At 60.8% G+C, this 17,940-nt stretch carries 13 protein-coding genes; 2 read left to right on the top strand and 11 right to left on the bottom strand.

From position 1 onward, the window contains the following. Window positions 1–187: 187 nt before the first annotated feature. Entirely contained in the window at window positions 188–1,174 is a 987-nt protein-coding gene (locus C9I47_RS03075) for a polysaccharide deacetylase family protein (RefSeq protein ID WP_111265438.1), read from the top strand. A 190-nt stretch (window positions 1,175–1,364) separates the two neighbouring features. Here the strand turns inward: C9I47_RS03075 and C9I47_RS03070 are convergent, their stop codons facing one another. After that, entirely contained in the window at window positions 1,365–1,817 is a 453-nt protein-coding gene (locus tag C9I47_RS03070; RefSeq protein WP_111265437.1) for a helix-turn-helix domain-containing protein, read from the bottom strand. A gap of 268 nt (window positions 1,818–2,085) precedes the next feature. After that, window positions 2,086–2,514 (bottom strand): RidA family protein, encoded by a 429-nt coding sequence (locus C9I47_RS03065; protein WP_111265436.1) that lies wholly within the window; start codon window positions 2,512–2,514, stop codon window positions 2,086–2,088. A 316-nt stretch (window positions 2,515–2,830) separates the two neighbouring features. Between C9I47_RS03065 and C9I47_RS03060 the strand changes: the two genes are divergently transcribed. Next, entirely contained in the window at window positions 2,831–3,133 is a 303-nt protein-coding gene (locus C9I47_RS03060; protein ID WP_111265435.1) for a hypothetical protein, read from the top strand. Between the two features lie 52 nt (window positions 3,134–3,185). Here the strand turns inward: C9I47_RS03060 and C9I47_RS03055 are convergent, their stop codons facing one another. The 9 genes from C9I47_RS03055 to C9I47_RS03020 all read right to left on the bottom strand — a co-directional run bounded on the left by C9I47_RS03055 (window position 3,186) and on the right by C9I47_RS03020 (window position 17,861). Continuing rightward, complete coding sequence (locus tag C9I47_RS03055; protein ID WP_111265434.1) at window positions 3,186–3,869, bottom strand: hypothetical protein; 684 nt, start codon at window positions 3,867–3,869, stop codon at window positions 3,186–3,188. A gap of 209 nt (window positions 3,870–4,078) precedes the next feature. Further along, on the bottom strand, window positions 4,079–4,624 hold the full coding sequence (locus C9I47_RS03050; protein ID WP_223250259.1) for a GFA family protein: 546 nt from the start codon (window positions 4,622–4,624) through the stop codon (window positions 4,079–4,081). A gap of 867 nt (window positions 4,625–5,491) precedes the next feature. After that, window positions 5,492–5,809: a hypothetical protein gene (locus C9I47_RS03045; protein WP_145985409.1), complete on the bottom strand. Its 318-nt coding sequence runs from the start codon at window positions 5,807–5,809 to the stop codon at window positions 5,492–5,494. Between the two features lie 632 nt (window positions 5,810–6,441). Next, window positions 6,442–7,728 (bottom strand): ATP synthase subunit B family protein, encoded by a 1,287-nt coding sequence (locus tag C9I47_RS17420; protein WP_145985408.1) that lies wholly within the window; start codon window positions 7,726–7,728, stop codon window positions 6,442–6,444. Window positions 7,729–8,301: 573 nt separating this feature from the next. Next, window positions 8,302–10,200 carry a hypothetical protein gene (locus C9I47_RS03040; protein ID WP_111265431.1) on the bottom strand — a complete coding sequence of 633 codons (1,899 nt, stop codon included), beginning with the start codon at window positions 10,198–10,200 and terminating at the stop codon, window positions 8,302–8,304. A gap of 3 nt (window positions 10,201–10,203) precedes the next feature. After that, window positions 10,204–12,591 (bottom strand): sensor histidine kinase, encoded by a 2,388-nt coding sequence (locus C9I47_RS03035; protein WP_111265430.1) that lies wholly within the window; start codon window positions 12,589–12,591, stop codon window positions 10,204–10,206. A 61-nt stretch (window positions 12,592–12,652) separates the two neighbouring features. After that, the gene (locus tag C9I47_RS03030; RefSeq protein ID WP_111265429.1) at window positions 12,653–13,453 is read right to left on the bottom strand and encodes a phosphoadenosine phosphosulfate reductase family protein; all 801 of its coding nucleotides are present in this window, start codon (window positions 13,451–13,453) and stop codon (window positions 12,653–12,655) included. Next, the gene (locus C9I47_RS03025; RefSeq protein WP_145985407.1) at window positions 13,450–16,935 is read right to left on the bottom strand and encodes a hypothetical protein; all 3,486 of its coding nucleotides are present in this window, start codon (window positions 16,933–16,935) and stop codon (window positions 13,450–13,452) included. Before C9I47_RS03025 ends, C9I47_RS03030 begins: the two co-directional genes overlap by 4 nt. After that, window positions 16,932–17,861 (bottom strand): DUF4007 family protein, encoded by a 930-nt coding sequence (locus tag C9I47_RS03020; RefSeq protein WP_111265427.1) that lies wholly within the window; start codon window positions 17,859–17,861, stop codon window positions 16,932–16,934. The genes C9I47_RS03025 and C9I47_RS03020 overlap by 4 nt, the downstream gene beginning before the upstream one ends. Window positions 17,862–17,940 lie beyond the last annotated feature (79 nt).

The following is a 17,940-nucleotide window of genomic DNA, read 5'->3' as shown; positions in this document are numbered from 1 at the left end:
GAGACACCTCCCGGCGCAGCAGCGTCCGGCGGCGTGCGCGGCAGTTCCGCTTTTTTTGAAAGTGATTCGAGTCCAGACCGGTTTTTCGATGCGCCGATCGACCACAGACTGGCCCCGTCCGCAGCCGTGCCCACGCCCGGCCGACAGCAAGCGCGGACGCCCCCCTCACCCAGGATCCTCCGCCACCATGAGCACCGAAAACTCCCCGTCGCGTCGCGACTTCCTGCACACCGTGGCCGGCGCCGGCCTCGCCGCCGGTACCCTGGCGCTCGGCGGCGGTCTTGCCGCCGCGCCCGCGGCCGCGGCCCTGCCGCGCGAAAGCGGCCGGTTCTGGCCCAACGGCGCGCGCCTGGTGCTGTCGGTATCGATGCAGTTCGAGGCCGGCGGCGAACCCGACGCGGGCGCCGACAGTCCGTTCTCCGGCAACCCGCTGCCGGCCGGGGTACCCGATCTGCCGGCGCGCACCTGGTTCCAGTACGGCTATCGCGAAGGCATCCCGCGCCTGCTCGATCTGTGGGACAAGCACGGGATCAAGGTCACCTCGCACATGGTCGGGACGGCAGTGCGCACCTCGCCCGAACTCGCCCGCGAGATCGTCCGCCGCGGCCACGAGGCCGCCGCCCACGGCATGAGCTGGACCCCGCAGCACGGCATGAGCCGCGAGCAAGAGCGCGCCTTCATCCGCGAAGGCGTCGAGATCGTCGAGCGGGTCACCGGACAACGGCCGCGCGGCTACAACTGCAACTGGCTGCGGCGCAGCCCGAACACGCTGTCGCTGCTGCAGGAGCTGGGCTTCAGCTATCACATCGACGACCTCAGCCGCGACGAGCCGTTCGTCGTCCCGGTCGACGGCCGGGACTTCGTCGTAGTGCCCTACACCCTGGACTGCAACGACATCGTGCTGATCGAGGGCAGCAAGTTCTCCAGCCGCCAGTTCTTCGAACAACTCAAGGACGCGTTCGACCAGCTCTACGCCGAGGCCGGCGACCGCCGCCGGATGATGTCGATCAGTACCCACGACCGCATCGGCGGACGCCCGGCGGTGGTCAAGGCACTCGACGACTTCCTCGCCTATGCCTTGGCCCGGCCCGGCGTGGCCGCCGCGCGCAAGGACGAGATCGCGCGCTGGGCGCTGGCCGACGCCGGCACTCGCCGCGAGGCCGAGGCGACCTGAGGCGTCGCGTCAATGATCGGTCGCCGGCAGCGGGCAGCGAGGCCCAGCCAGGCCATCGCAACGGCAGGCCGCACCGAAACCGGTACGGCCGCCTTGTCCCGCTCTCTACCGAACAATCGCCTGATCCGTCCCAGCATCGTCGTATCCCGTTCCCGACCGACGCGTGAGACTCAGGCGGCGAATACCGGGGTCAACCCAGCGCTTCGAGCGCGGCGAGAACCTCGCGCTTGCCCTTGCCGCGCAACGTGGCGATGCGCTCGAGCTGATCGGACTTCGGACGCGAGGTCCCTTTCTCCCAGTTGTAGACGGTCGGGCCGCTGACGCCGACCAGGCGCCCGAAGTCCGCGGCCGGCAGGCCAAGCCGCTCGCGCAGCTTGTGCAGGCCAGCAGGCGAGAAGCGGCGCGGCTTGGCCGACTTGGAAGCGGCGGAGCCAGCGACCGCCGGCGCGGCCGACATCGCGAAACGCGAGGCCTTGCCCAGCGTTCCCAACTGCTTGCGAAGCGTGGCGTTCTCACGCTTCAGCGCAGCCACATCTCGACGCAGGCCCGCGACCTGCTTGCGCATCGGATCGACGCTCTTGCGCAATTCCTTGCGGGCCAGACGAGCCACTTCCTCCCTGAGGGCAGCGGCAAAATTCGACATTGGTTTTTACCCCGTTCTATGGAATCCCTGTGTCATCAGGATAACTCATTGAAGGAACTACGCATTCGGCGGCCGGAACCGGCCTGATCGCGGCAATCCTTGGCGGCGGCCGATAGCCCGAAACCGCAGGATGCGTCACACAAGCGCCGAGATCGCGGTGCGGGGGCCGATCCCGCGCGTCGCGAGACCCTCGATACCGGCGAATAACCGAGGACGCACGCGGCGACCGGCGCATGCGCCATGCCGGCCCGCATGCGCCGCCCCTGCGCTAGGCCCGCGGATCGGCGACCGCGGCCATCGCTTCGATCTCGAACAACATGCCATCCAGGGCCAGACGCGGCACCGGGATCAGCGTGCAGGCCGGACGATGATCGCCAAACACCCGGCCAAGCTCGGCACCGAATACGCCCAGCTTCGACTCGTCGTGATCGACGATCAGCACCGTCAGCTTGGCGACATCGAGCGGACCGGCATCCGCCGACGCCAGCGCCGTCTCCAGGTTGGAGAGGGCCTGCCGGACCTGATCGCGGAAATCGGCAGACAGGCGGCCGTCGGCGGTTTCGCCGCCCTGCCCCGCGACCAGCAGCCATCGCTTCGCGCCCTCGACTCGGGCCAGGTGCGAATAGCCATTGGGCGCGGGGTCGTACAGGCCTGCCGGATTGGACAGGGTCACGATCGGGGAGATATTCGAGCTCATGGAGATCCTTGCAATGAGGGAGGGGGCCGGTCGCAGACATGCGCATGCGGAACGGCAAGGCCATACGGCGTCACCATATGGCGTCCCCCAGGACGAGCGACAAGGACGCGGCGTGACACACCCCCTGGCGGCATGCGATCGCGACGGCATATGCCGGTCGTGGTTCCCAGGCTCCGCAACCGGGATCTCGACGCGGCGCCGGACTGCGTGATCGCCCGCTTCGAGGTGGCCACCGGAACCCCCTTGCCCAGCGCCCCCGAACCCTGGCGCGTGGCGATGGAATCGGCGATGGCGGTACACGAGCAGCAGCGACGAGATGCTGCGCCTATCGAGCGGCGAAGTCCTGATGATCGGGTCCCCCTCTCCCGACGCCCTGCTCACCGAACTGGCGGCGAGCGCGGCGCAGATCGGGACCGGCACGCTGGGCGGTGCACGCATCTACCTGGCGCTCGACGACGAGCGTTTCGCCCAGGCGCGCGATGCCCTCGCCGCAAGCGGTGCGCGGATTCTCCAGCTGGACCCGGCGACACCGATCGCGCAGCACCCCGAGCATATCGCCCGCCTGCAAGAGCACGAGGCGCCGGGCGGCGGCGAACGCGATATCTGCGCACCGCTGTAGCGACGCGCCGCGAGCTGCCCATGAGTTGGGCGGAGCCGCCCCGGATACCGCCCTACCTTCCGGACCTGGCGCGCATAGCGCGCACGGAACGGTAGTCGTCAACATCCGGGAACTCCTCGCCAGGACACTTCCCGCTGTAGGGCTGGCCACGGGAGCTTTCATAGGCATTCCATCTGAACGCCATCTCGGTATCGTCCCTGCAGGCAACGCCCTCATAGAGCTCGCCGTAGAAAGCGCGCGACCCGGACGAAGAGCGCATGATCTCCTCGTCGGCAATTTCCCAGGTCCCATCCGGAGTCTTCTGGAAGTTGACGACCCCGAACCTGGCATTGGACGGCAGGTTGAACTCCAGGGATGCGGACCGCCCCTGCATGCGGAACTTGTCCAGCACAAAGAATGTCGCGTACTGATGCTCGACGACTTCCTCGAAGGTCACGAAGGCATCCTTCTCGGCGACCAGCTCGACCCCGCGCAAGGCCGAAGCTCCGTCCTCGAGCACGATCCGGATGCCATGGTCACGGCGCCTCTCGGCCTTGCCGTCGAAGCGCGATCGCACGTTGTACCTGGAAAAGAACGCCTCCAGGACGCCATGCGCATCTTCCGACCAGCGATCGGACTGCGGCGGCGCCGAATCGCCGGGATTGGATGGCGCGGGCGCGGCCATGGCTCCCGGACCCGACAGCGAAAGCGCCAGGAGGGACAGGACAGGGAGGGTTGCTTTCAGGAGTGTGCGCATCTGCTGTTTCCAATCGGGACGAGTCGGTCATGAGCCGAGGGGCACATGCCCCTGGCGGGAACGAGTACGGTAGTCGAAGACGCGGACGGGCATGCACCGATGCGCACTCGCGCGCATCGCGGACGATCGACCCGCTTCCTTTCGACCCTGGAAGCATCACATTGTCCCCGCAGGTGCTGGTGCTCCCGATCCGGACCTTGCCGCCGCGCTCAGAGGTGCAGGTCTCCAGCGACGGCGATCTTCGGGACGCGGAAGCGCATCGCGATCCACGCCGTCAACAGCCTGGCGATGAACGGCAGCGATCGCCCTTTGCTGTTGGGAACGTCGTCCGGGAGCGCCGACGCGTCGTCCAGATCGCCGGCCATGGTGCGCATCTGCAGCGGCGGCAACGCGCCTTCCCGCCACAGGCCGCCGTACAGGCTCAGCCAGTGACCGCTTTCGAATTCCAGGAACACCGGCGTGTTGCAGCACGCCGCGACCACGCGCCGGGTGGGGGCGTCGGGGGCGAGGCGGAACTGCCGGAGCTGGTCGGCGCCGGCGACGAAGCGGACGCGGTCCTTTCGCTGCATGACCAGGTGGGTCGTGCCGTACTCGCTGAGCACGGGCCGCGCACCCGGCAACCGCGCCATGCGCGCACCGGCTTCGCGACAGCTGTCGCAGCAGCATTCGACGCTGGCGATGGGCTCGCCTTCGAGCTCCAGGCGGAGCTGTCCGCAGGCGCAGGCGACGTGTTGAATCGAGGACATGGCAGGCATTTCGCAGTGGGTTCGACAGCACGACGAACCAAGCGCGGCCGTTTCGACAGGTCGTGCCGCTCGCGGCTGCTCGCGCGAGAGCGGGGCCCAGAACGCCGGTCGTCCCAGCGCTCTTGAGGGCGACCCGGCTGGCGTCGGGAGCCGGTGGCCTCGGTTTGTCCTACCCATCGAGACACAGAGGTCTTTGACCCGATCGTAGAGGACACGGGGGCATCCGCATCAGGGTGGGCCGCCCCTCTTTTCCGTGACCTCCCAAGGCGAGAAGCTTCCGCCCCTGGCGGCGCGGGCGGCTTTTCTTTGCTGGCCCAAAGAAAAGTCGCCAAAAGAAAAGGCCTCTCCCGACACGGCTCAATCGCAACCGGCGAGCGCCCCGGGATTTTTCGACACGGCATCCATGCCGTGACCGAAAAACGGCGCGCGTCCATGCGCGCCACCCTCCGGGTCTGCACGCGCACCGGACTCATCAGCTTCAGCAAGACAAACGCCGTTGCCGTCGATCTTGATCTTCGCGACTTAAAGCCCGCCGAGCACCGGAAAGGCCGGTGGCCGGAGAGGTGCCCATGTTTGAGTGCCGCGAAGCGGCGCGAGTTTGGGCACCGTGCCGCCGGCCTTGAGGAGCACAGGGGACCGGGCCGGCACAGCCGGCCCGGCGGGCGTCAGGAGCCTGCGGCTTTGGTTCCTTTTGTCAAGACAAAAGGAACCCGCCGAAAGACAGAAGCCTTTGACTTTGCTCCAAATAGCAAGAACCACGTTCATTCACACACACGGGAAAATGAACCTGACCCCATTTGCTGACCCGCCGATAGGCGGAAGCCTTTGATCTGCACCGGAGAACAAGGATCGCGCTCAGTCGCCCACTCGGGGAGGTCAGTCATCCCCCCGCATCTCGCCAGCTTCGACCAGGTCGCTCTCCCACAACGCGTGCCCAGCGACCTCGCCTGTCTTGAGCGGCAAGAGCGGCTCCACGTCGATGCGCCAACGACGGAATATGACCAAAAGCTGCGTCGTCGTGTCCACGTCGACGGGGTCGCAAAGCTTCAGGTCAAGCATGGTGCCGCGCCCACGGATTTCCTCATACGCGGGAAGCGCATAGATCCAGTTGAAGAACCGGTTCTCGTCTTCCTGCGCAAAGAAGGTAGGGCCGTCGAATGAAATGTCCATGAGCCGTGGATACTTGTCGTTCAAGAAATGAACCTGACTCCGCCTTTCGTCGGTCTGCACGCACACCGGACGCGTCAGCTTCAGCAAGACAAGTGCCGTGGCCGTCGATCTTGACGTTGATCTTCGCGACTTAAAGCCCGCCGAGCACCGGAAAGGTCGGTGGCCGGAGAGGTGCCCATGTTTGAGTGCCGCGAAGCGGCGCGAGTTTGGGCACCGTGCCGCCGGCCTTGAGGAGCACAGGGGACCGGGGCGGCGCAGCCGACCCGGCGGGCGTCAGGAGCCTGCGGTTTTGGTTACTTTTGCCAAGACAAAAGTAACCCGCCGAAAGGCGGAAGCCTTTGATCCTGTTCCAAGAACAAGGGACACGCTCGCTCACCCAAACGGGAAAATGAACCTGACCCCAATTTTCAGGGACGGCGCAGCCGGCCCAGCGGGCGTCAGGAGCCTGCGGTTTTGGTTACTTTTGCCAAGACAAAAGTAACCCGCCGAAAGGCGGAAGCCTTTGATTTTGCTCCAAGTAGCAAGAACCACGTTCATTCACACACACGGAAAAATGAACCTGACCCCATTTGCTAGTTGCATCGATCGTCACCCCTATCGCGGTGCGTTATTGTCGCCTACTGTAGGGGAGTTGTTCAGACCTTCCCTAGCACTGACTATGGGCCCTTCTTCAAAAAATCCCTGACAGTTTCAAGCGCAAGAACTGCGACGTCTAGACTTGTTCCTTCAGCCCCGCCTCTACCCTTTACGGAAGCGGCGCCTGCATTTCCAAAAAGACGGTCCGCCAACTTGACCTTTACGTCAGAGCGCACATCCTCCGGAAGACTCGTCAAATACGGATCAATAGAAGAGAGCTCTAGCTGATATCGCCTATTTCGCTGCTCAGACTCGTGATACCTATCGTTCTGACGAACTGCAAATACAGCCAGCACAGCAAAGGACGCGGCCACAAAAGCTCTTGCACCAACCAGCCCCCACACAATTTCCTCCTGAGCCGCCGATCGATACGCGAGAATAGCGAATAAAATCAAACCCAGCATTGAAAAGAGAGAGACACCCTGCCAAAACAAAACATTCCGACGCACGCTCTGCGCAGCCTTCTGAAACTCTCCAGCCATTCCAGCACTGCCAATAACCTGAAGCAGTTCCTGCGCATCATCCCGAAACACCCTCATCTCCGAAATCAGCGCATCTGCTCGCCCTTGAAGATCGAGCTGCAATCGTTCGAACTTAGATTCACCTTCATCAACGAAAGCTGCGATATCTGCCTCGGAGTCATCTAGTGCAGCCTTCAGCTCTAATCTATGGCTTTCAAGTGCTTCCTTCACCTCTTTTGCCGCCATCGCTTGAGCGCGAGCAAAGTCCTCTCGGCGAGAGTTCTCGGCCTGAGAGAACTGCTGCTGATACTCCGAAATTGCCGTGTCTAGTCTAGCTTTTTGTGATGAGACCTCCTCAGAAGTCTCTTTAACTTTTTCACCTAGTGATCGAAAGTTATCGGAGAGTTCGGCACAAGAGCGTTCAAGACTTGAAAGAAGCTGCCCCGCAGAACGGCGAAATGACACAACTGCATCCCGAACGTTCTCGACTTGAGTCTCAGGCGCGGGCGCCGGAAGCTGAAAAACTTGAATCAGCAGCGCATCAGCATGGGCATTTGCATTGGTCAAGTGACCTGAATTTTTGTTCGACTTGTAGTTTTTTACCTCATTAATAACGCCCTGCAAGGGCGCATCAATTTTGGCTAAAATTTGGACCGGAACTAATATTGGATCTATTGAGAAAACACTTGCTCGCATATAACTTTCAACTTGCCGCAGACGCTCAATCGAATCTAATCCGGATGAACCAGACTCCTCCGTCTCTAACACGCTATCAAGCAGCGCCTGTAGAGCACCCAGCTTGGTCATCACCGGATGGTTGATGATCCTCTCTTGCCAGTCAGACATCTCGTGTGGGTTCATCCGAAAGGCACTAGCCGAGAGCATGCGCTATCAACCTTTATCGCAACTTTGAGTTAGGCGTCGACTAGTGATCGGCGCGCATAAGGAGCTAGTGTCGCCGGACCGAGCGCACATAAGGGGCTAGTTTCGACTTTGGCGGAGCCATTTCCTTCAGGTTCAAGTGCTTAGCGATGCGTTCGCCTGCGCTGGCCCTCCTGAAACTGGAAAGCCCCCAGATAAACACGGTCACTGCGCCCAGCAGCACCAGGTCTTCACTCACTTGTCCAGCGCGTCAGCGTTCATGGCGTCGTTCCAGGTTTGCCAACGGGCGCGGTGTCCTTGCGGTCATCGGACTGTTGGGACAGCCCGAAGTAGGCATAAGGGGCCGATACCACCAGGCCTAGGCCGCTTCGACTCGCTGAGTACTGCGGCCGGAAGTTAAACTCGTCGATCAAGGAGGTCGATAAGTTCTCGCCCAAGGGAAAACTGCACCTTAAAGTCACGACATTGACCGGCTCACACCGAGCTAACTCCAAGGTGTTCAGCGGAGGTTAGTCGACCCACGTGACCTGGAGGTGCCTAGCTTTCCTGCTCAGTTAGATAGATCTCTAGCCGGTTGTCAGGACAAGTACCCTCCGGCACCGCGCCGTAACGAACAACCACCCTTCCATCAAACTCGCTTGCCCCCTTTGGACTTGAAGAGGTCAACTGGGGTAACGTCCATGCCTTGAAGAAGGTAACGAACTCGTCAAGCAAAGGCAGCGGCTGATTGCCCAGCTTCTGCCGCACCTGCTCTAGGAACTCCTCGTGCAGCCAGGAAACGAACTGGGGCGTCAAGACGAGCATCGTTTCCAGTTTTGTTCTCACACCATCTATAACTTTCGCACGCGACGCAACAGCACAGGTAAAGTCTTCTCCCGCCAGACATTGCTCATGTTCGATAATCTCGCCATCGCGGACCGGCCGCTTCAAACGCATGCGAACATTTGCTGTGGCTGCTATCGCAAAGGCGGGATCCACAGGAATGCCGACACGTGAGGCATGTGATAGAGCAAGCTCCTTTATCTCCTGCGCAAATGCGTCAGACAGACGTGCGATGCGCCGATAAGTCTTCCCAGCGATGAGATCGGAGGCTTTGACCGAATGAAGCCCCTGTGTGTGATCCCAGTGTACATGTGCGTACTTGAGCGCTCCGCGTTTTCCCTGGTATCGCATGACGTGGCTTCCCTTCCCGAACAGCGCATTCTTGAACCCCATCATGCTCTTTAGATTGGAAGCGGCCTTGCTCGCCTGACCGCGGATGCACAGCACGTCATAGGATGCATCACAGCGTACGAGATCGCAGGCCGGAGAGATCGCTACGACCCAGTGATCGGTGTCACTCTCACTACCTGCACCTGTCACCGAGAACACGTCGCCAAACGAAATCGTGCTTTCTGTCGCGGCCGGCGAAGTGGCAACGTCCGCGAACATTTCGAAAAGAACGCTGTTCGGCATCATCTTGCCATCCAACGGCGCATTGCTGATGCGATTGGTCAGCAATGGGGCTTGCAGCGTCTCTTGGCGACGAAGCCGGGAGGCCAGCGACTCCGCAATCAACCACGTGACATACGATTGCAAGGTCTCCTGTTCTGCGGTCAGCTTAAACGCATCAAGCATCGCGAGGTCATGGGTCTCCAAGCGATCAATATTCCTTCGAACCTCGGTTGCGGCGGCGTTGACCGCTTCTCCAGCATGCTGGAGGTATCTATCCAGTTCGGCTGCGGCGACGTAGCTAGCCTCCCAGCGCTTCATCTCGTCCTCCAAGCGCTGCTGCGAGATCTGATTCTTGCGAAGCGAATTAAAGAAGGCTGCTCGGAGTTGCGTGGCTTCACGAAAAAGCACAAGCTCGCTTTGATTAGGCATTCGCGAAGAAATCAGCACCACAATCTTGGGCCACTCCATACCTGAGAGCGTGAAGGTGGCGCGGTAACTTTCTGCGAACGACTGATGCAGCGCGATAGAATCGTGCACATCCGTGGAACCGGTGAGATTGAAGTCGACGAACGCCATCGCGCAGCCGCGAAGCGCGTCCTTGGCCTTCTCAAGGCTGCTAAAGGTTAGAGGTGTCTTGCCGGTCCGCGTTTGGCAGAATGCTTCGATTTCTCGAAGGCGCTGTAGATCCCGGGCCCGCTCTTGCAGCGCGTCCTGAAACAACGGATCCAGGTAGGAGTGGGCACCAGGGTCGACCGCGTAGGCCGTCCACAACAACGCTGCGCCTTCGGGCGTGACCGCCCTCTTCGCCGCTTGGGCCGCACCGAGCACCTTGGCACCCAGCAGCCCCTTGACGGCCCGATGAGCCGTCTTGTTGCTGGTTAGCGTGCGCGCCAGCTGCCCCATTCGCCGACCGTCGAGGTTGCTGACGTCCGGTTCCGCATAGTGGTCATCTACGATGACGATAGGCGCATCTAGCTCCCGAAGTGCCTCGGCCAACTCCATATTTCACTCCCCTGTGAAGTGCAGCTCAAATCCGTGGTGAACCCCGCCCGCAGGTGGCACCAGACTCAAATTGATGTCGTTATCTCCGGCTAGGCGTCGGGCAATGAACAGCCCCAATCCACGACCGTCTTCCGACTTCGTAGTGTAGAACGCGTCGAATACCCGCTCACCAGTGGTCTCCGGAATGCCCGGCCCGTTGTCAATGACGGTAATGCAGCGGCGGCTGGAGTCCACCGCGATCTCGATGTACGGCTTAACGTTGCGGTCCAAGCGTCGATCCAGCCAGTACACGGAGTTGCTCAGCAGGTTATCCAGAATCTGCAGAATCTGCCCCTTCTCCACTCGATGTTTAAAGGCACTGCGCCCCTCCGACTTCACGCGGATACTGATGCCATGTCTAGCCGCCTTTGCCTCATAGAACTCGGCCATGGTTTGGACCAGTTCTGGAATTGCATGCACGTACTTCCTTTGCCGGCCTGGGATGCTCAATTGATCCAGGACTCGTACGCGGCGATTCACGGTCAGCAACTGCGACTTCAGTACATCCAGCTGAGCTGCGCTACCTGCAGTCTTCTTGTTTCCGAGCAAGAGCAACGCTTCATCCGTGCTACGCGCCAGTTCGTGAGCGATTAGCTCCACCATCAGGCCAACACCGGCCAAATGGATGTAGCGTTCAATCTCCGAGTCATGGGCCTTGAGCGCCTGCTTGGCGCGCTCCCAGGCATCCTGAACCTCGGCGAGTTGCTCCATCACGGCGTTGATGGTGTCGCTTTCCTCTGGCACACGCACCCGCATTCCACGAAGGGAATCTAGCGCCGCTTGCTGATTACTGGCGATGCGCGTGTCGACTTCGCTGAAACCAGCGGCATCAAGCACCTTGTTCTCCCTATCCACCTTTTCCAAGAAGGTGCGACAGTCGGCAATGATGGCTTGACGAAGAAGTCGTCGCAGCGCTTCCTTTTCAGGCGTGTCACGAAACCCTTCACGATTGGTCTGATCGTGAAGAGCCGGATTGTCTTCGGACGTAATTCGAAGGTAGCCAATAATCTGCGCGCGGTTGAGCTTGTAGGCCGATGCCGCCAATGCCTTGCGATCCAGGTCCAGCCAGTCGTCGCTAGACGAACCATAAGGATAGACACGGAATCCGTCGCGGTAGACGAGCAAGCCGCCGCTCCAGCGGCGGGTGAAGCCTTCCAGTGAATCAACCCACATCTTCGCATTGTTCTGCTTAAACCGACCGCGGTTGAACCAGTGGAAGCGCGCACTGAAAGGGCCCAGCGTTCGAAGGGCCGCCACCACTTCATCGGAATCTGGGAGGCGGTTCTGCTCTTTGAACTTCTGGGTGCGCCCTTTGACAGAATGGCTAACGATATCGCGTAGATGCGCTCCTTCATGGATCAGCGTTTCGTCGCGCCCGTAAAAGCTGTAGTGCGTGGTGACCGTCAGACGCGGTTCTGTAGGCTTGCCCTTGGCATCCTTGATCCGATACTCGATATCGCAGCTGGCGTCGGCATGTCGCAGCAGGTGCGAAGGGAAGCCTTCAATGATGAAGTCGTCGCCTTGATACTTCAGCTCCAAGAACTGGCTGGACAGGCTGTCCTTGAACGGATCGGCCAACTTTGCCAGGTCCGTCTGCGAAAGCATCGTTAGCTTGTCTGGAGTCCAATCGGACTGCAGATCGCGAATTATCAGTTCAGTACCTGCTGCCTTCACTTTCTTTGGGGCGTGGCGATGTGGCTTGAAGTCCAAAGCAGATGCATCGAGGTCGGGATCAGCGAAAACTGGTCGCCAGTCCAGTACCAGACGGCTGCTGTGTGACTCCCCTGAAACAGAACTAATGACGTCGACATAGTGTCCCAACCGCATTGCAGCCAGACGACCAATGCCCTTCTCCCCTAGGGGAACCTTCGCCTTTTTTCGTGCACTTCCGGCGATGGCATTATTTCGTTGATGCAGACGCATCGGGGTGCCGACCGTCAGATAGCAACTCTGCAGCTCGGCCTTTGTCATTCCGTGGCCGAAGTCCACGATTCGGATCATATTGCCTTCGAAGCATGCCTCGCGCAGCGCGTCCAATGCTGCAAAGGACGTCTTCGGCCGACCCAGTCGCGCCATGAAAACCGAACGCGCTTCGTGGGGTGCTAGCGAGTCAACTTTCGAGGAGACGTTCTTCAGGAACTCGTCAGGGTTAAAATCAGGAAACTCTTCTCCATACTCTTCTTCAAGGGCGCGCAGCGCGGACGGTTGCAGCACCACCTGGATGCTGACAACGAGAGCCTTGGAACCTGCGTCCACCCCGTTCTTTATCAGCTCGTAAAGAGCTACTGCATCGGAGCTTATCAATTCAGCACCGAGCTCCAGTAGAACGCGCGCCTTGAACGTAATAGTCATCGCTTCCCCGAGTAACGTCGTCCGCGGATGGCATCTCCCCTGCCCGTGGGCAGCTCAAATGTCAGACCGTACACACTACGCAGCCATCATCCGTCACCGCCTCCCGCTGAGCCCGAAAGATATCGGCCAAGGGCATGTTGTCCTTAGGGCCGGTCCGCGACGAGCGCACCAACGCATCGGCCTTGATCTGTGCGACGCGCTCGGGCTTACGTAGGTCCTCCAGCTTCTCTCCGTTGGACCAGGTAAATAGGTTGCCGGTTGGCAGGTATTCCTTCTCGTACTCGGCCGCCTCATCAAACAGGTCGGGATAGGTCTCCAACAAGCGGACCCACTCGATTTTCTGTTGGTAGAAACAGAAGAAGCAGCCCGACCGTGTCCGCCCCCACCGGGTATAGGGGGGCATGCCTACGCCTGACTGGTGGAGGATCCGTACGATGTCAGCGTACACCAGACCGTCCTCGATGAAGGGGTAGACCGGCGTGATGTTGGGCTTGGTACTGATGTACCCCTGACGATCCTCATCGGCTCGAATGCCCACGTAGTTCACAACCGGGTCGTTGCCCACATAGGCCTCGAACGGCTTGAGCTTGAGCATCTTGGTACACCAGCGACGGTGGTTGGAAGGGATCATCCCGCCATACAACTGGTACCAGTGGTCGAACCCTTTATCCGCATTCAGCTTGGTCACCGGGCGTCCTAGGTAGTCGCCGATGCGATCGAGGTACTCGTAGGTTTCCGGCAATTCCTTCCCTGTGTCGTTGAAGATGTATTCCATGTTCGGAACGCGGTCGCGCATGTACAACGCGAGCGCGGCACTGTCCTTGCCGCCGGACAAGCTCAGGATATGGCGAGGTTCACTCACGCGGCCTCCTCAGGAGTCCCAGGAAGTTGAACGGAATATTCAAGCAGCAGACGCGCCAGCACGTACGCCGGAACCGGGAACTGGCCAAGCGCTGCACGCAGGTCATCCATCTGCTCTGCCGGCATCAGCCCATTGGCATCTGCAGGCACGGTGACGAAACGCTCTTGGCCCTTCTGATCCACCACGTGAACGGCAACCACGGTATGGTCCGGTCCTGAGCGCTTGCCCGTCAACTTGGCCAGTGCGACGACGCGGGTCAGCAGCGTGTAAACCCGGCGCAACTCCGCACGGAAGCGCAGCAGCGTATCGTCATGCCAAGTCTCCAAACTGCGGCCGCCGAGCAGGCTCGCCAATGAGTCCACCCATTGGGCCTCGTTGCGCTGGCCGTCACCACTGCGGTGGATGAACGCCTTCAGCGCATAGTCGACCACTTCATCCTGTGCCTTGTCGGCCAAAGCTACGACATGCGACCGTACGGCCGCCGGATCGCGCACCCCAACCTCTTCGGCCATGACCTTCAGGATATCTGCCCGTAGTACGTTCAAGCGATCGCTGCCGGCTCGCAACAGGGCTTCCAATCGGCTACGCAAGAGCTGCAGATTGAGCTTGGACCCTGCATCAATAGGCTGAGCCTGCTTGAGGACTCCGAGGGCCAGCGGCAACCCGACTGTCAGCAGCTCCACAGGGTCGCCAGACTTACCGAGTAGTGCAAGGGCGGCACGATGCGTCACATCCAGATGTGTTGTATTGAGCGTGTGCTCCGGCAGACTCAGGTACCAGTCATATAGCCGGCGCGTGAGCTCCGGAACCGTGGCGGTCAGGTCATCGCCAGGCACCTGCGCAGACAGGACGTCGCGATAGACCTCCAATGCAGCCAGTGTCGTGGACTGGGCATGCACCATGTGCAACTCGAACGTCTCAGGACGCTTGATCAGTCGCGCAATGTGGCTATCTTCGAGCTGGGTGATATAGGTGCCGCGCTCGCGCAGAATGACGTTGTGGCGCTGCACGCACAGAAACGCACCGATCAGCAGGAGGGCGACGCTTTCGCGCATCCCGAAAGGGGGGGCAGCAAAGTGCGTCAGCACGTCCTTGGCACTGATCAGTCCCTTTTCCTCCAGCATTTCATGCAGCGCCGCCCACGCCAGATGCCAGTCGCTACCAGGTGCAGGCGATTGGAAACTCCACTCCCCACCGCGGATGGTGTGCAGGCCGGAATCCTTCAGCACCGACAGGTAGATCGCCTTTTCTGGCGGCGTCTGCTCAATGCCAAGATCCTCAACATGCTCGTGGCTAAACATGCGTTCAAGCAAACGCTGACGGGCCGCTGCAGCCGCCGTCGATACCACGCTGCGGTTGATGAGTTCGTTGCGTACCTTCGGCGCCTGGGCAAAGCGATGATCGAAAATCAGCGAAAGTTGACGATTGAGTTCACGGCCATCGGCGATCTCGAGGGCAGCGCCTGAATGCCACCAACTCGCATCTCTACTACCCTGCGTGGGCGATCGTAGGTCAGCCAGTCGGTGCACCAAGGCACTTGTCAGCCGGTGGACGGACTGACGCACTTCATTGCGTGCGTATGTATCCACACGCAGGTCTGCGCATTCACGCTCAAGTCTGTTCCATGCCGACAACTCGTCGGCCAACTCCAGATCGTCTTCCGTAATGCGCCGCAAGGCGAGCAAGCGCCCTTCCGGCGCCGACGCACTCAGCTTCTCCAACCGTTTGGCTATAGCTTTGTAATCCTGATCGGGGTAGCACGGAACCACCAGAATTTCCCCATCGCTGTTCAGCGGAGTCGACACCAGTTTGGGGACATCCTTCAGATCTTCCACCAACTGCACATAGGCGGTGCGCAACGTACCGGTGGTCAGGTAATGCCGGTGGGCGACCATCGGTCGCGGCGATGGCAGCAAATCAATCAGGTTACCCAACCGGGTGAGTGGTGTTGTGGCCTTGCGCACACGTGCCAACTCGCTGGCCACATCGACGCTACTTTGCGGCCACAGGCACAGCTCCTGTGTCGCTGGACGTACGTATAGCAGCGACTTCTGCACCAGCTTGGCGATCGCGTCCAGAACGTGCTTCGCATTGACTTGGTCGGCGACGGCGAAGGCAACGAACTCGGCCGTAATGGTGATGCCCGATTGTGGTTCCAGCAGATTGAGGAGACCAACCGTCTTGAGGCATTGGACCTCCGCCTCTTCATACACCGGCGCAGCACGGAGGACTTCCTGCAACAGCGCCCAGCGCTTGAGGCGGTCCTCATCCAGTGTGCGCAGCGAACCTTGCGCCAGCATCCAGTCGCACAGATCATGGACGCGATACCAAGTGTCGGCCGTCAAGCGGCGACGGCCGATGAAATCCTGAAGGGCAAAAGGTTCCGATGCGAGCAGGAACGAGAACGTCGAGCGTTCGTTTTGCCCAAATCGGCGGAACAGAGCCACCGCGCTTGCGAGCGCCATCGGATGGAACGGATACAGGCGGCCGGCCTCGGATATGCCACCAGGCAGCAAACTGGATTCCAGTGCGCCCAACTTGACGGCCTGCGTATAGAGTGCAGTTGCACGTGGCCCAATACCCGCACGCTTGTATGCATTGGCATCGGATTCCATGGCTTGCGCCACCAGGCGCGCGGTGCTTTCGAACGACTGCGCAAACGTGATGTCTTCGAACCGCTCCGCAACCTTGGCCCATTCCAACCCTGAGCGCTTGTCGCGTCGTCCTGCCGTGTAGTCTTCAAAGCGTTGGTGCAGGATTCCGACGATGGCTACCGGAATGTCACGGACGCGGCCACCGCATTCCTCTGCCAACGCCTGGAAGAAAGACGCATCGATATCGGTTTCGGGATCAGCAGCGTATTCGAGCCACCGCCCCATTTCATCGACGAGCAGCAGCAGACCTTCGGCGGCATTAACGCCACTGGCAAGATAGGTCCGCACCTCCGCCAGTAACCCGAGCACCGCGGCGGGTGCTTTCCGCCCCTTTTCACGCGCTGTGATGAATGTATTGAGGCGCCTGATCAGCTGCTTCTGGGTCGGACTGCTGCGCCGCTGGTTCACGTGCTCCAGCAGGACATTCGCCAACGCGACACTGGCATCGCTACGCGTGCCAGTGATCACGATCACCTCATAGCGGGGCAGCTTCTTGGCGGAGGCAAGCAACTCCGGGCTGTCTTCATCAATCAGACGGCCTACTGCTGAGCGCTTGTTGACCGGGTGCGTAAACAGGTTGGCCAGGAATAGGCCAAAAGCAGATTTGCCGCTACCGTAACTGCCAGTGATGCGCCATGCACGCTGGGACGAGCTGGCCACCAGACCTTGGCATAGCCTCGCCAAGGCATGACGAACGGTGTCCGTCATCAGATACCCGTCCAGCGCGTTGGCATCGTTCAAATCACGCCCGATGTTGACCGCACGCACGTACCGGCTGCGAACCGAGAGCGCGTCTTTGATCAAGGGAGCGGAGGAAGCGTTTTTCATAGGTATTTGATGGCGTCCTTGGCACGATGGACATCGGCGGTCTGCAGGACCACCGCGCGCCGTTCAATGCTGTCGGTCAGCTGCACGACACCACCCGAGACCTGCTCGGCCGCCTGCAGCAGGTGCCAGAGGCTGCCTTCGTCCAGTCGTAAGGTCAGCCCAGGACTGGCGAAGTCGGTCAGCAAGGCGCGCACGGCGATCGTCTTGTCGTGAGGGGCGCGCAGCTGCCAGTAGTCCAGCAGGATGCGAAGGAACGTGGTGGGACTCAGGTGCCGCCAAGGCCCCCGCGCAAATTCGATGAGCTCATCGCGGTCACCCGCGGGCGAAAGCCGGACCAGGCCCAGCTCTTGCAGCGGGCAGCCAAGACTCTCTTCCACGGTCTGCCCCTTGGTGATCAGCGGAGTGGCATAGCAGCTGAGGAAGATGTCCACGTGCTGACGGATGGTTGTCGCGGAGAGCTTCTTTTCCAGCTCAGCAGCCCGGCGCTCCACCCGTTGCAGCAGAAAGCGGCGCAGGATTTCGCGTTCGGGGATCTCGAAGAAAGCCACTTCCCAGGCCGCCAGGTTGGCCATGGCGGCTAAGCGCCAATGCAGCAGCCACAGGCTGCCTACGTCTTCCAGATAGGGGTCTTCGCCATGCTGGGGATCTAACAGCCAGTGCGCGAACGCCGTGGGCGTTGGCGGCGAGCGCGGACTGTCGTCCATCAGCCCAAAGGCTTGGGCCCAGAAGCGCACGGACTTGACCATATTTCGGCCGATGCCCAACGCAACCATGACCTCTTCGTCCTGTCGGATCAGGTCAGGGCGCTGCACCAGCAGGTCATAAAACTTGGGCAACCAACCGTATCGGCAAGCAAACGACTCGTGACCGGAGAAGCGCTCCCCCGAGGCTCTCTCCGGCGAAGCCGGCGCGACAACTTCAAGCATTTGATTTAAAAGCCTTTTTATCGCGGCGTCCTGCCTATACTTAAAGGCTCCGCCGCCTCACCGACCAGTATCGATCGGT

Source organism: Marilutibacter maris (genome assembly GCF_003233695.1).
Lineage (GTDB): Bacteria > Pseudomonadota > Gammaproteobacteria > Xanthomonadales > Xanthomonadaceae > Marilutibacter > Marilutibacter maris.
This window is presented reverse-complemented; position numbering and strand designations above follow the sequence as displayed.

Excerpts from the sequence above, each read along its gene's own strand:
- C9I47_RS03035 (WP_111265430.1), bottom strand. The coding sequence starts at position 12,591 with ATGACTATTACGTTCAAGGCGCGCGTTCTACTGGAGCTCGGTGCTGAA.
- C9I47_RS03025 (WP_145985407.1), bottom strand. The coding sequence starts at position 16,935 with ATGAAAAACGCTTCCTCCGCTCCCTTGATCAAAGACGCGCTCTCGGTT.
- C9I47_RS03065 (WP_111265436.1), bottom strand. The coding sequence starts at position 2,514 with ATGAGCTCGAATATCTCCCCGATCGTGACCCTGTCCAATCCGGCAGGC.
- C9I47_RS17420 (WP_145985408.1), bottom strand. The coding sequence starts at position 7,728 with ATGTCTGACTGGCAAGAGAGGATCATCAACCATCCGGTGATGACCAAG.
- C9I47_RS03055 (WP_111265434.1), bottom strand. The coding sequence starts at position 3,869 with ATGCGCACACTCCTGAAAGCAACCCTCCCTGTCCTGTCCCTCCTGGCG.
- C9I47_RS03070 (WP_111265437.1), bottom strand. The coding sequence starts at position 1,817 with ATGTCGAATTTTGCCGCTGCCCTCAGGGAGGAAGTGGCTCGTCTGGCC.
- C9I47_RS03050 (WP_223250259.1), bottom strand. The coding sequence starts at position 4,624 with ATGCCTGCCATGTCCTCGATTCAACACGTCGCCTGCGCCTGCGGACAG.
- C9I47_RS03040 (WP_111265431.1), bottom strand. The coding sequence starts at position 10,200 with ATGGAGTTGGCCGAGGCACTTCGGGAGCTAGATGCGCCTATCGTCATC.
- C9I47_RS03075 (WP_111265438.1), top strand. The coding sequence starts at position 188 with ATGAGCACCGAAAACTCCCCGTCGCGTCGCGACTTCCTGCACACCGTG.
- C9I47_RS03020 (WP_111265427.1), bottom strand. The coding sequence starts at position 17,861 with ATGCTTGAAGTTGTCGCGCCGGCTTCGCCGGAGAGAGCCTCGGGGGAG.
- C9I47_RS03060 (WP_111265435.1), top strand. The coding sequence starts at position 2,831 with ATGCTGCGCCTATCGAGCGGCGAAGTCCTGATGATCGGGTCCCCCTCT.